Here is a 13019-nt window from a genome sequence, read left to right on the forward strand (position 1 = left end):
TTGGCACGGGCCTTCGCGTTGAGCGCAGGGAGACGAATCCATGAACTGGCACGTGGCGAAGCGAATGGGCGTGGTGTTGGCGGTGGCGTTGCTGGCGGCCTGCAGTGACGAGGGCGGGGACGCCAAGCCGGACGGCGGCACCCAGGGCGACGGAGGCACCCACACCACCAAGTCCGCGGGCCCCGGTCTGGGGACCTCGAAGGAGAACCCGGTGGGGACGCCGTTCGCGCTGCCGGCGGGGCTGACGCTGGAGAACCCCATCACCAGCTACACGCCGCAGGATCCGGTGGAGTGCGACGACATCTATCCGGAGGACGCCAAGGGCAGCGGTGACGAGGTGACGCTGTGCCTCATCTTCCGCAACACCACGGGCGGGCCCATCACGGTGACGCTGCCGCCGGGGCTCATCTTCGTGTCCACCAACGACGACGTGCAGAACGGGCTGCTGGTGCAGGCGGTCACCATCGAGGTCCCGCCGGGCGAGCGCTTCTTCGTGCCGCTGTTCCTGTACTGCGCCAACCAGGACCGCTCCACCACGGGTCCGGACGACAAGTACGAGCTGGGCCCCACGGTCCAGTACAAGGAGTTCCAGGAGCTGTACTCCCTGCTCGCGGGCAAGACGCTGGAGCCGCAGGACGCCATCCCCATCCAGACGGCCGTCGCCCACCTGGCCAACGGCGAGGGGCTGTCCTCGGCGGACCGCGCCGCCCTGCAGGCGCTGTAGGCACCGCCTCGCGTCCGGCGGCGGGCCTGGTCACCGCCGCCGGGCGATCTCCTGGATGAGCGTCACGTAGCGGCGCTGCTGGGGGTTCAGCTTGAAGGCCTTGCGCAGGGCGTCCTCCGCGAGCGCCCACTGGCCCTCGCCCCGGGCCACGTCGCCCAGGAAGGCCCAGCCCTCCTCCAGACCGGGCTCCTGGCGCACCAGCTCCTGGAGCTCCTGGAGCGCCAGCCGGCCGTGCGCCTCCGGCTTCATGAGGTAGCGCGCCCAGGCGCGGTGGGCCTGGTACAGCGGCCGGGGGTCGATGTCGCAGGCGTACTCGAAGTACTCGAAGGCGCCCGCGAAGTTGCGCGCCTCCAGGCGGCGTTTGGCTTCGTCGAACTGGGTGGTGGCGTCCAGCAGGTCCGTGCGGATGCGGAACTGCTCCGCGGTGGAGGGCCGGCCGGTGTTGTTGCGCGCCTTCTCCCGGTGCGCCTGACGGCGCTTCTTCCACAGCGCGTTCTGCTCCGGCTCCGACAGCATGCCGTAGGCCCGCGCGTACGCGGCGAGCATCCCTTCCGCCTTCTCCTTCAGCTCCGCGGTCTGGAAGCGCAGCGGGGAGAAGCGGTCCGCGGCGGCGAGGAACGCCTTGCGCAGCGCCACCGGCTGCACGTCCTCCGGCACGTCCAGCAGCGCGAAGGGGTCCATGCCGCGGTGGTTGAGGAACGCGCCCACCAGCGCGTTGCGCGCGGCCTCGTCCTCGTCCGAGAAGGGCGTGCCGGACGGGGCCTGCGTGGGCACGGGCACCGGCGTGGGGACGGGCTCCGGCGCGGGGACGGGGGTGGCGGGGGCCCTGCGGGCCAGCTCCTCGGCTCGCGCGTCCACGTCCTCCACGAAGCCGGCCACGCCCAGCAGGCACAGCGCGTAGAGCCGGCGCAGCACGGCGTCCATGTCGAAGCCGGTGCGGTCCAGCAGCTCGTTGAAGGTGGGCCGCTGGCGCAGGGCCTGGAACAGGCGCGCGTCCTTGGAGGACAGCTTGGGCGCGGACTCCACGCCGGGCATCTGGCCGAAGCGGCGGTCGTCCGTGAAGGTGAAGTGCGTGGCGACGGTGTCGAAGGGCAGTTGGGTGGAGACGCCGGTGAGGATGAGCTGCGCGGTGTTGGCGCGCACGGTGGCGTCCGGGTTCTCCACGTCCGCGATGAGGCGGTACTTCGCGTCCGTCCAGCGGAAGCAGTCCAGCAGCTTGTGCGCCAGGTTCGCCTGGAGCTGCTTGTAGAGGTCGAAGGGGCTGATGAGCCCCTTCTGCACGAGCAGCCCGCCCAACTGCATGCCCGAGGACACGCTCTCCGCCAGGGCCTTCTGGTAGTCGCCCTCCGTCAGGCGGCCCTTCTCCACCAGGTACTTGCCCAGCGTCTCGTGCAGGAGGTTGGAGTGGCACGCCACCGGCGCGCCGTCCTCGAAGGTGATGCGCTTCTCGCGCTGGCGCACCTTGAGCTCCAGCGTGCAGGTGCGCTCCTCCACCATCAGCGCGTGCAACAGCAGCGGGAACGGCGTGTCCGCCAGCAGGCCCTCGCGCTGGCGCAGCACCTGGGACGGCGGGGGGAACATGCTCGGAAAGCCTACTACTCCGCGCCGTCGCCGCCCATGTCGTCCGCGGCGTAGGGCTCGTCCTCGTAGACGCCGTAGGGGCCACCGTAGGTGTCGTGCGTGGGCAGGTAGCGGGTCAGGTACGCCCCCACGCCCATGAACACCAGGGCCACGGCGGCGTACGTCAGCGGGCGGGACGGGCGGGCCCGGTACGCCCACCAGCGGTCGCGGCGCTTCTGGAAGCGCGGGGCGACGGCGTACTCACGCCAGGCGGCGTCGCGGGCCTCCTGCGCCTCCACGTCCAGGCCCTCCTTGTCCAGCGCGCGCGCCAGGAGCACGCGCCCCTCCACGGAGCCCTGACGCACCTGGAGGAAGCGCTCCAGGGCCTCGCGCGCGCCCTTGAAATCGCCGCGCAGGAGGCGGAAGCGGCCGCGCTCCAGGTCGATGGCGCCCTGCCGGTAGTCGGCGTCCAGGCGCTCGGCCTCGGTGAGCAGCAGCTCGCCCCGGGGAGAATCGCCCGCGCCCAGGTAGGCCACGCCCAGCAGGTAGAGGGTGTCCACGTCGTCGTCGCCCGCGTCCAGGTTGGGGCGCAGCAGGTCCACGGCCTCCTGGTAGCGCTTCTGGCCCACGCGCAGGTCGGCCAGCTCCGCGCGGGCGCGGCGGTCGTGGGTGTTGGTGAGGATGGTGCCCGCGAGCTCGCCCGCGCGCTGCCAGCGCTTGAAGGCGCGCATGGGGCTGGGCAGCACCTGCAGGGTGAAGCGGTCCGCCGCGAACAGCAGCACGGCCAACAGCCCCAGGGACAGGAGCGGGCTGCCCGTCAGCATCGTGAGCCCCATCCACATCAACCACTTGGTCAGCACGGTCGAGTCGTCCTTCCTTGGAGCCGCCTGCACCGGCGAGCCGCCTACAACAGCCGCGCGCAGATGGCGCTGTGCACGTCCGCCCCCCGCTCCGTCAGGACCAGCCTGCGGCCGTGACGCGTGGCGAAGCCGTGGGCCACCAGCCGCTCCACCTCCTCGCGCCGGGGCTCCACGGGCTGGCCGTATCGCTCACAGACGGCCTCCCAGTCCACCCCCGACACCAGGCGCAGGCCCATGCTCAGCCGCTCGGCGAAGAGCTCCTCGGGGCCCAGGTCCTCGCGGCTCGCCTCCGGCAGCCTCCCCTCCTCCACCGTGCGCAGGTAGGCCTCCGGGCTCCGGAGGTTCACGTAGCGGTGGGGCGCGGGGGACAGCAGCATGCCGGTGGCGCCCACGCCCAGCGCCAGGTACTCGCCGCCGGTCCAGTAGAGCGCGTTGTGCCGGGAGCTGAAGCCGGGGCGCGCGTGGTTGGAGACCTCATAGCGGGTGAGCCCGTGCGCGCCGTACACGTCGCGCACCGTGCGGGCCATGGCCACCACGTCGTCGTCCTCCGGCAGGGAGAGTTCGCCGCGCTCAAGCTGCTTGGACAGCGGCGTGGACTCCGCCAGCACCTCGCGCTCCACCGTCAGCGCGTAGGTGGACAGGTGCTCCGGATTGAGCGCCACCGCGCGGCGCGCGTCCGCCTCCACCTGCGCCACCGTCTGGCCGTGCACGCCGTAGATGAAGTCCATGGCCACCACGGGGAAGTCCGCCTTCCGCGCCGCGGCCACCGCGCCCTCCACCATGGCGGCGTCGTGCGCGCGGCCCAGCGCCTTCAGCGTCTCTGGCTGGAAGGACTGCACGCCCAGGGACAGGCGGTTGATGCCCGCGGCGCGGTAGCCGGCGAAGCGCTCCGCGTCCGCGCGCTCCGGGTTGCCCTCCAGGGAGACCTCCAGGCCGGGGGCGAGCGACAGGCGCGCGGCGATGCCCTCCAGCACGCGCGCCACGTAGCGGGGGTGCCACAGCGACGGCGTGCCGCCGCCCAGGAAGAGGGACTCCAGCGGCTTCACGCGCAGCGACGGGTCCGCGGCGAGGCGCGCGTCCAGCTCCGCCAGCACCGCGTTCGCGTAGCGCTCCTCCGGCACCTGGCGCGCCACCGCCACCGCGAAGTCGCAGTAGGGACACTTGGCCAGGCAGTACGGGAAGTGCAGGTACAGCCCGAAGCGGGCTGCCTGCATGCCCGTCAACGGGTCCGTGGGCGCGGCGAAGGACATGGAGGTCCAACCTCTACTTCAGGGCCTTCAATTGCGCTTCCAGCCGCGCCACCTTCGCCTTGGTGCTGGCAGCCGATTCGAGCGCTGCCTCGGCCGCCATCAGCTTGCGCTTCATGGAGGCCACGTCCGCCTTGAGCTGCTCGCGCTCCGCCGCCCAGTCCGCGGGCACGTCCGCGCCAGCGGTGGGCGCCGCCGCGAGCTTCGCCTCGAGCGCCTGGCGGGCCGCCTGCTCCGCCTTGAGCGACGCGCTGACCTGGGCGAGCCGGGCCTCCAGCGCGGCCTGGTCCGCCTGCGCCGCGTCGCCCCCCGGGGCCTGGGCGTTGGACTCGCCGAGCCTCGCCTCCAGCGCGGCCCGCTCCGCCTGCTCCGCTTCGAGCGCGGCGCGGGCCTCCTCCAGTTGCGCCTCCAGCGCCGCCTTCACGCCCTGCTCCTCCAGGAGCGTGACGTCGGCCTGCGCGACCCGGGCCTCCAGCAGCGCCTTCGCGCTTTGCTCCGACGCGAGCTTCGCTTCGACGTCCTTCACGCGGGCCGCCTGCGCCTCGGCGACGCGCCGCTTGGACTCGGAGGCCTCCAGCGCGCCCTCCACCATCTTCACGCGCTGCTGGAGCCGGTCCACCTTGTCCGCTTCCGCGCGGGCCGCCTCCAACTGCTCGGTGAGGGAGACCAGCTCCTCGCGCTGGCCGTCATGTCCCGCGCTCAGCGCCTCGGCGCGGCCCTCGGCCTCGGCGGCCTGCACCCGGGCGTCCGCGATCTCGGCTTCCACCGCCTCGCGGCGGGCGCGCTCCAGCGCCAGCTCCTCCTGGGCCTTGGCGACCAGGGCCTGCAGGCGCTGCACCTCCGCCTCGCGCTGGCCCGCGGCCGTCTCCAGCATGGACGCGCGCGCGGAGAACCCCACGCGCTCCGCCTGCGTGGTGGCCAGCTTGCGCTCCACGGCGGCGAGCTGCTCCTGGTGCGCCTCGCGCTCGGCCTGCACGGCCGCGGCCTGGGCGGCGAGCTCCGCCAGTTGGGCCTCCAGCGCGGCGGCCTTGCCTTCCGCCTCGTGCACCCGGCCCTCGGCCTCGTGCACCGCCTCGCCGAGCGCCGCCGCGTCCGACTCCATCCGGTCGCGCAGCGAGACCTGCTCGACCTCCGCGGCCTCCAGCACCTCGCGCAGGGAGGCCAGCTCCGACTCGGCCATGCGCGCGCGGACCTCCGCGGCCTCCACCTCGGCGCGCGCGGCTTCACGCGCCTGGGCCACCTCCGCCTCCAGCTCGCGCACGCGCGCCTGGACCCGGGCGGCCTCCGCGGCGCGGCCCTCCAGGGCGCTCCTCAGCGAGGGCAGCTCCGCGGCCTCCGCCGTGCGCGCGGTGAGCGCGGCGCGCAGGCCCACCGCGTCCGCGTCCTTCAGCGCGAGCGCGCGCTCCAGCTCCGTCACCTGCGTCTGGAGCGTCTTGAGCCCGTCCTCCACCACCGCGAGCTGCCGGCGCGCGGCGTCCCGCTCGCCCTCCAGCCCCTTCGCGTGGGCGTGCGCCTCCTCCAGCGAGCTGCGCGACCAGTCGCTCTCGCTCTCCAGGGCGCCCATGGCGCCCTTCGCCTCCGCGAGCGCCGTCTCCAACTGGCTGATGGCCAGCGCCTGCGCGTCGCGCTCCGTGGTCAGCCGCTCCACGTCCGCGAGCACCGACTGGTACTGCGCCTGGACCGCCTCCAGCGCGCCCTGCGCCTCGGACTTGCCGGAGGCCAGCTCCGCCACGCGGTCCTGCGCGAGCCCCAGCGCCTCCTTCGCGCCGACCAGCTCCTCCGCCATCGCCCCGCGCGACTCGCGCTCGGCGTGGAGCTCCTCCGTCAGCCGGGGGACCTCCGACTCCACCTCCGCCAGCGCGCGCGTGAGGTCCTTGCGGTCCGCCTCCGACGCGGCGAGCTCCGCCTCCAGCGAGGCGATGCGCGCCTGGGCCTGCTTCAGCCGCTGCTCGTCCTGCGCGGACGGCGCCGGTGCGCCCCCGCCGCCGCCCTCCCGGCGCGCCTTCTCCAGCGCGGCCTTGAGCTGGGTGAGCTCGCCCTCGCGCTCGGCGTACAGCGCGCGCGCCCGGGCCAGGGTCTCCGTCTTCTGCTTCAGGATGCCCCGGAAGAACTCCAGCTTGTCCTCCGCCGAGCCGCCCATGGGCAGCCGGGGCTCGGCGGGCTCCGCGAAGGGGTCCCCCTTGCCGGGGCTGCGCGCAGCGGCCGCCGGGGACGGTGGCGTGGTCGTGGGCAACCCTCCACCGCCGATGGGCGCGGGGGTCGTGGGCACCCGGGCGGCCGGCGCGGCGGCCGGGGATGCGGGCAAGCCTGCGGCGGGCCGCCGGGGCGGCAGGGGGGGAGGCGCGGAGGGGGGAGGCCTGGGAACCGCGAGGGGCCTGGGGGACGCCGGAGCGGGCGCCGCCACCGGGGCGTCGCCGTCATCCAGCAGTTCCTTCAGGTCCGCGAGCGGATCCGCCTCGTCCGGGGGAGACGGCATGTGCGCGTCCCAGGTTACCGGCCACGGGGGGTTTCCACCAGTTACGCGATGCCCCCCGCGCCGCTTCGCCTGCCTGGTGGGAGGCGGACGGCACGGTCCGCTCGACGTGGAGGGGGCGGGACGTTAGCCAATGGAGCAAACATCACACCTCGCCTTGCCTCTCCTCGGGAGGGGATGACAGCTTCGGACCACTCCTATGGCCATCCGCTACACCCTGCCCAACGGGCTCACCGTCGTCTTCGAGGAGCAGCACGCCGCCAAGGTCGCGGCCTTCCAGGTCTGGGTCAAGGCCGGCAGCGCGGACGAAAGGCCGGACCAGGCCGGGCTCGCCCACCTGCACGAGCACATGCTCTTCAAGGGCACGGAGCGCCGGGGGCCCGGTGAGATTGCCCGGGACATCGAGGCGCACGGCGGCGAAATCAACGCCTGGACGTCCTTCGACCAGACCGTCTACCACATCGTCATCGCCAGCCAGTTCGCCCGCACGGGCCTGGACATCCTGGGGGACGCCGTCCGCCGCTCCGCGTTCGACAAGGAGGAGCTGGCGCGCGAAATCGAGGTCGTGTGCGAGGAGATCAAGCGCAGCTACGACTCGCCCTCACGCCGCGCGTCCCGGGGGCTGTTCACCGCCGCGTTCCAGACGCACCCCTACCGGCTGCCCGTCATCGGCACGGAGGAGAGCGTGCGCAGCTTCACCCGCGAGAAGGTGCTGGAGTTCTACCACCGGCACTACACGCCGAAGAACCTGGTGCTGTCCGTCGCGGGCGACCTGAACGAGGCGGAGCTGCGCCAGTGGGTGGACGAAATCTTCGGCGGTGACTGGGGCCGGCCCTACGCGGGCCCGGTGGAGCGTCCTCGCGACGCGGCCCCCACGGGCCGCCGCGTGCTCATCCAGACGGAGGACGTGAAGGAGGCCTACCTGCACCTGGCCTTCGCCATCCCGGAGCTGGAGCACCCGGACGTGCCCGCGCTGGACGTGCTGGCGATGATCGCCGGCCAGGGCAACTCGTCGTGGCTGGTGCGCGAGGTGAAGCGCCGCCAGCACCTGGTCAACGACGTGCACGCGTCCGCGTACACGCCCAAGGACCCGGGCATCTTCTCCGTGTCGCTGACGCTGCCGCCCGAAAAGGCGCAGAAGGCGCTCACGCAGACGGCGCGCGTGCTGGAGGCGCTGCGCACCACTCCCGTGCCCCTGGACGAGCTGCGCGCGGTGCAGGCGGTGGTGGAGGCGGAGTCCGTCTACCGCAAGGAGACGGTGCAGGGCACGGCGCGCAACCTGGGCTCGTACCAGACGTCCCCCGGCGGCCTGGAGTCGGAGGCCCGCTACCTGGAGGACATCCGCAACCTGAAGCCGGAGGACCTGCGCCGCGTGGCCCAGAAGTACCTGCGGCTGGAGCACGCCGTGGTCACCGCGCTGGTGCCGCCCGCCGCGGAGCTGACGGAAGGACACGTGCACGCCGCGCTGGATGAAGCGGCGAAGGGCCCCGGCCTCACGCCCCCGGAGCGCTCCGCGAAGCAGCCGCCCCCGGAGGCCCCGGCGCGTCCGGCCCGGAGCGCCGTCGCGTCCGCGCGCTCGGAGGTGGTGCAGGAGAAGCTGCCCTCCGGCGCCACGCTCATCATCCGCGTGGAGCCGCACGTGCCGCTGTTCTCCATGCGCGCGGCCTTCATCGGCGGGGCGCGCTACGAGACGCCCGAGGACAACGGCATCACCACGCTGCTCAGCCGCACCCTCACCAAGGGCACCACCACGCTCAGCGCGGATGACATCAGCCAGTTGGGGGACCTGTACGCGGGCAACGTCACCGGCCAGGGCGGCCGCAACTCCGTGAGCCTGAAGGCGGACTTCCTGTCGCGCTACTTCGAGCCCGGCTTCCGGCTGTTCGCGGACGTGCTGGTGAACCCCGCCTTCCGCGAGGAGGAGGTCGCGCGGGAGCGCGCGCTGCTGCTCCAGGACATCCTCACCCGCGAGGACAAGCCGTCGAGCATGGCGTTCGAGCTGTTCTCGCGCACGCTCTACCAGGAGCACCCGTACCGGCTGTCACTGCTGGGCGAGAAGGCGTCCGTGGAGGCGCTGGGGCCCGAGCAACTGCGCGCGTACCACCGGGCGCACATGGACCCGTCGCAGATGACGCTCAGCGTGGTGGGCGACGTGGACGTGGCCCAGGTGCGGGCGCTGGCGAACGAGTACTTCGGAAAGTCGCGCGGTGGCGCGGTGGCCCCGAAGCAGGTGCGGCCGGAGGCGCCTCCGTCCGCGCCGCGCACGGAGAAGAAGGTGCTCGCGCGGGCGCAGACGCACCTGGTGATGGGCTTCCAGGCGGCGCGGATGACCGACTCGTGGCGCGTGGTGCTGGACGTGCTGTCCACGGTGCTGTCCGGCCAGGGCGGGCGGCTCTTCATCGAGCTGCGCGACAAGCGCTCCATGGCCTACAGCGTGAGCAGCTTCTCCATGGACGGGCTGGACCCCGGCTACTTCGCCGTCTACATGGGCACCAGCCCGGAGAAGGTGGACGCCGCGGTGGAGGGCATGCGCCGCGAGCTGCAGCGCATCCGCGACGAGCCGATTCCGGCCGCGGAGCTGGAGCGCGCCAAGCAGCACATCATCGGGGCGTATGAAATCGACCTGCAGCGCAACAGCGCCCGCGCGACGCTGCTGGCGCTGGACACCTGCTACGGCATCGGGCTGGACAACTTCCTGCACTACTCCGAGCGCGTGGCGAAGGTGACGGCGGAGGACGTGCGGGAGGTGGCCCGCCGGGTCATCGACTTCGACCGCATGGCCACGGCCATCGTCGGGCCCTGAGGCCCGCGGCGCGAGCGTGGAAGCGTCACGACGACGGCGCTTCCACGCCGCACCGGGTGCGGTAGAAGGGGCGCCATGTCCCAGACCTACCTGTCACTCACCGTCGATATCGCGGAGGAGGCCTCCGAAATCCTCCAGGACCTGCTCCATGAGGCCGGCGCCCTGGGCCTGGAGGTCCGCGACACGGAGACGCCCACCATGCCGGGCGTGCGCGCCCCCGCGAAGGGCGAGTCCATCGTCGTGGCCTACTTCGAGGACCGCGAGAGCGCGGAGGAGGCCCGCGACGCGGTGGCGGAGAGCCACCCCACCGCGCGCCTGTCCCTGGACGAGCAGCCCCAGCAGGACTGGAGCAACGAGTGGAAGTCGCTCATCAAGTCCGTGCAGGTGGGCCGCCTGTGGGTGGGCCCGCCCTGGGACGTGGCGAACGCGCCGGCGGACAAGGTGAAGCTGGTCATCGAGCCGAAGATGGCCTTCGGCACGGGGGACCACCCCACCACGTCGCTGTGCCTGGCGGCGGTGGATGACTTCATGGCCACGCACCCGGGCGCGAGCGTGCTGGACGTGGGCACCGGCACGGGCGTGCTCGCCATCGCGGCGAAGAAGCTGGGCGCGGGCCACGTGGTGGGCACCGACAATGACCCCACCTCCGTGGAGCTGGCCCAGGAGAACTGCGCGGACAACCAGACGCCCGACCTGGACATCTCCGGGCGCGAGCTGACGGAGGTGCCGGGCACCTTCGACCTGGTGCTCGCGAACATCCTGGCCAACACCCTGATTGAGCTGGCGCCCCTCATCGTCCCCAAGGCGAAGGACCGGCTGGTGCTGGCCGGCGTGCTCGCGCACCAGCGCGCGGACGTGGAGGCCGCGTACCGCGCCCTGGGGTGCACCGTGCTGGAGGGCGCGCAGCAGGGCGAGTGGGTGCGCATCGACTTGAAGCGCTAGAAACAAGAGGGGGTCGGGCGGCGAAAACTGGTTCGCCATCCCGACCCCATCTGGACTCGCGAGGCTTTCCCCCTTGGCGTCAGGACCTCGCGAGTCCCGCCGTGTGCCTGGCGGACATTGCAGTCCGCGTGCCTGACGCTGTGTCCTTGGCGTTCCAAGAGGACGCGGGCGCGGTTGTAGCGGGGCGGGTTACGGGGAGCGCGGCGCGTGTGACCTTCCGCGCTACAGCGGGCCTCAGACGAACGCGAGCGTTCCGGCCGCGCGCAGGGAGCCCACCACTTCGTTCCGGGTGTGGAGGATGCGCGGCTCCGCGTGGTGCGCCAGGCCCGTCATGGGCAGGGACAGGCCCTGCTGCTCCGCGACGAGGCGCAGCACGGCGAGGAGCGCGGGCGCGGCGCAGCGGGCGTCGCCGTCCTCCACCTTGACGGCCACGCCCAGGCGGGCCCTGGGCAGCGCGGCGCAGTAGACGCCCTCCGCGCCAATCTTCACCACGGCCTCGCCCCCGAGCGCCGTCATGATGTCCGTGCACGCGCGGCCCCTGCCCGCGACCAGCTCCGGGTGCGCGAGCATGGCCTCGCGCAGGCGCCGGGCCGCGGGCGCCTCCGAGACGCCGAAGCGGGCCCACGCGGTGGCCATGGCGCTGAGCGGAAGACCGAAGCAGACGGCGAGGCAGCCATCCACGGCCTTCACCAGCGCGTCGCGCGGCAGGCCCGTCCACTTGGCGATTTCGTCCTGGATGCGCTCCTGCACCGGGTGGCCGTCGCTGGCGTAGCCGTGGACGTCCCAGCCGTGGTGCCGCGCCAGCGCGAGCATCCCCGCGTGCTTGCCGGAGCAGTTGTTCCAGCGGGGCGTGAGCACCACGCCCGCCCTCAGCGCCTCCTCCGCGACCGCGGGAGACAGCGGCGGGTGCGGGCCGCACGCCAGGTGGCGCTCCTCGCAGCCGGAGGCGCTCAGCATCCGCATGGCGAGGGCGCGGTGCTCGGGCTCGCTGGAGTGCGACGCGCAGGAGAGCGCCAGCTCGCGCGGGCCGAAGCCGTAGCGGTCCGCCGCGCCGTCCTGGACCATGGGCAGGGACTGGAAGGGCTTCGCCGCCGAGCGCCAGAAGGTGACGCGCTCCGGGTCACCCGCGTACGCGACGCGCGCGCCCTCCGCGTTCACCACCGCGACGGACACGGTGTGGAGGGACTCGACGAAGCCGGAGCGGGTGGACTCGATGACGAGGGTGGCCATGGGCGTTTCGCGCGCCATAGCATGGAGGGCTATCCTCCGGGCGCCCTCCCCTTCAAGGAAGCCGCCGTGGTCCGCCTCTTCGTCCCCCTGCCCGACCCCGCCCCCGCCGACGTGACGCTGACGGGCGAGCGCCGCCACTACCTCGTCCACGTGCTGCGGCTGGCGGACAGCGACGCGCTGGAGGTGTTCGATGGCAAGGGCCGCGCCTTCGAGGCGCGCGTCACCGGGCTTGGCGCGGAGTCCGTACGGCTGGTGCTGGGGGCCGTGCGGGTGACGCCGCCCGCGCGGGAGATGCGCGTGCTCCAGGGGCTGCCCAAGGGGGACAAGCTGGAGCTGGTGCTGCAGAAGGGCACGGAGCTGGGCGCCACCGCGTTCCATCCGGTGGCCACGGCGCGCAGCGTGGTGAAGCTGGAGCCGAAGCGCGCCGGGGAGCGCACCCAGCGGTGGGCGAAGATCGTCGAGGAGGCCGCGCGCCAGTGCCGGCGCGACGACGTGCCGGTGGTGCACCCGCCCGGGCCGCTGCTGGACGCGGCGCGCGCGCTGACGCCGGGCACGCTGCTGCTGGTGCTGGATGAAGAGGAGTCCGCGGTGCCGCTGGGCGAGGCGTTCCGGAGCGTGGCGCCGGGGACGCCGGTGGCGCTGGTGATTGGACCCGAGGGCGGGCTCGCGCGCGAGGAGGTGGAGGGATTGAGGGAGTTGGGGGCGCGGCCGGTGACGCTGGGCTCGCGCATCCTGCGCACGGAGACGGCGGCGCTGGCGGCGCTCGCGGTGATGCAGCACCTGGACGGTTCGCTCGGTTAGCAGGCGAGCGGACGGCCCCCCCCTGCATCCCGGGTCACGGATCCGTGTGGTGATTCCTACGTTTCTGCCATTGGGGACCTCGCGGGTCCCTCACACGGGAGAGACTCTCATGGGGATCATCGCATTCATCATCATCGGCCTCATCGCGGGCCTCATTGCTCGGGCCATCCTGCCGGGCAAGCAGAGCATGGGGTTGGTGGCCACGACGCTGCTGGGCATGGTGGGTTCGCTGGTGGGCGGTCTCATCGGCTCGCTCTTCGAGCGCAACGGCCGGCTGTTCGACCTGCATGCCTCGGGCATCATCATGTCCGTCGTGGGATCCATCATCGTGCTTCTCCTGGTGGGAGCAGCGGGACGGCGCCGCGTCCACGCCTAGCGT

General features: G+C 73.0%; 10 protein-coding genes. 5 read left to right on the top strand and 5 right to left on the bottom strand.

Translation table 11 applies throughout. The features are described from left to right. Window positions 1-52 precede the first annotated feature (52 nt). Window positions 53-724 (top strand): hypothetical protein, encoded by a 672-nt coding sequence (locus K8556_RS14260; RefSeq protein WP_223740616.1) that lies wholly within the window; start codon window positions 53-55, stop codon window positions 722-724. Window positions 725-754: 30 nt separating this feature from the next. On the opposite strand, the gene K8556_RS14265 is transcribed toward K8556_RS14260, so the two are convergent. From K8556_RS14265 to K8556_RS14280, 4 genes are read right to left on the bottom strand one after another with little or no spacing between them, the layout of a single operon-like run. Then, window positions 755-2305: a DUF4388 domain-containing protein gene (locus tag K8556_RS14265; RefSeq protein WP_223740617.1), complete on the bottom strand. Its 1551-nt coding sequence runs from the start codon at window positions 2303-2305 to the stop codon at window positions 755-757. Window positions 2306-2319: 14 nt separating this feature from the next. Beyond that, complete coding sequence (locus tag K8556_RS14270; RefSeq protein ID WP_223740800.1) at window positions 2320-3141, bottom strand: lipopolysaccharide assembly protein LapB; 822 nt, start codon at window positions 3139-3141, stop codon at window positions 2320-2322. Between the two features lie 47 nt (window positions 3142-3188). After that, a complete protein-coding gene (gene hemW, locus K8556_RS14275; RefSeq protein WP_223740618.1) occupies window positions 3189-4394 on the bottom strand; it encodes a radical SAM family heme chaperone HemW in 1206 nt (401 codons plus the stop codon). A gap of 13 nt (window positions 4395-4407) precedes the next feature. Then, complete coding sequence (locus K8556_RS14280; RefSeq protein WP_223740619.1) at window positions 4408-6867, bottom strand: plectin 1 isoform 8; 2460 nt, start codon at window positions 6865-6867, stop codon at window positions 4408-4410. 196 nt (window positions 6868-7063) lie between these two features. Here K8556_RS14280 and K8556_RS14285 point away from each other — a divergent pair, with 196 nt between their 5' ends. Together K8556_RS14285 and K8556_RS14290 are read left to right on the top strand one after the other, a co-directional pair. Then, entirely contained in the window at window positions 7064-9667 is a 2604-nt protein-coding gene (locus tag K8556_RS14285; RefSeq protein ID WP_223740620.1) for a pitrilysin family protein, read from the top strand. 75 nt (window positions 9668-9742) lie between these two features. Then, entirely contained in the window at window positions 9743-10609 is an 867-nt protein-coding gene (locus tag K8556_RS14290) for a 50S ribosomal protein L11 methyltransferase (protein WP_223740621.1), read from the top strand. Window positions 10610-10843: 234 nt separating this feature from the next. Here the strand turns inward: K8556_RS14290 and K8556_RS14295 are convergent, their stop codons facing one another. Further along, the gene (locus tag K8556_RS14295; RefSeq protein WP_223740622.1) at window positions 10844-11839 is read right to left on the bottom strand and encodes an asparaginase; all 996 of its coding nucleotides are present in this window, start codon (window positions 11837-11839) and stop codon (window positions 10844-10846) included. 66 nt (window positions 11840-11905) lie between these two features. On the opposite strand from K8556_RS14295, the gene K8556_RS14300 reads away from it, so the two are divergent. Beyond that, the gene (locus K8556_RS14300) at window positions 11906-12640 is read left to right on the top strand and encodes a 16S rRNA (uracil(1498)-N(3))-methyltransferase (RefSeq protein WP_223740623.1); all 735 of its coding nucleotides are present in this window, start codon (window positions 11906-11908) and stop codon (window positions 12638-12640) included. Between the two features lie 109 nt (window positions 12641-12749). Beyond that, window positions 12750-13016 carry a GlsB/YeaQ/YmgE family stress response membrane protein gene (locus tag K8556_RS14305; protein ID WP_120561959.1) on the top strand — a complete coding sequence of 89 codons (267 nt, stop codon included), beginning with the start codon at window positions 12750-12752 and terminating at the stop codon, window positions 13014-13016. The last annotated feature ends 3 nt before the right edge of the window (window positions 13017-13019 follow it).

The sequence above is a fragment of the Corallococcus sp. AS-1-12 genome (genome assembly GCF_020036995.1).
In the GTDB taxonomy this organism is placed as follows: Bacteria; Myxococcota; Myxococcia; order Myxococcales; family Myxococcaceae; genus Corallococcus.

What these genes read in the sequence shown, in the direction of transcription:
- K8556_RS14265 (WP_223740617.1), bottom strand. Translation starts at nt 2,305, where the DNA reads ATGTTCCCCCCGCCGTCCCAGGTGCTGCGCCAGCGCGAGGGCCTGCTG.
- hemW (WP_223740618.1), bottom strand. Translation starts at nt 4,394, where the DNA reads ATGTCCTTCGCCGCGCCCACGGACCCGTTGACGGGCATGCAGGCAGCC.
- K8556_RS14280 (WP_223740619.1), bottom strand. Translation starts at nt 6,867, where the DNA reads ATGCCGTCTCCCCCGGACGAGGCGGATCCGCTCGCGGACCTGAAGGAA.
- K8556_RS14285 (WP_223740620.1), top strand. Translation starts at nt 7,064, where the DNA reads ATGGCCATCCGCTACACCCTGCCCAACGGGCTCACCGTCGTCTTCGAG.
- K8556_RS14290 (WP_223740621.1), top strand. Translation starts at nt 9,743, where the DNA reads ATGTCCCAGACCTACCTGTCACTCACCGTCGATATCGCGGAGGAGGCC.
- K8556_RS14295 (WP_223740622.1), bottom strand. Translation starts at nt 11,839, where the DNA reads ATGGCCACCCTCGTCATCGAGTCCACCCGCTCCGGCTTCGTCGAGTCC.
- K8556_RS14305 (WP_120561959.1), top strand. Translation starts at nt 12,750, where the DNA reads ATGGGGATCATCGCATTCATCATCATCGGCCTCATCGCGGGCCTCATT.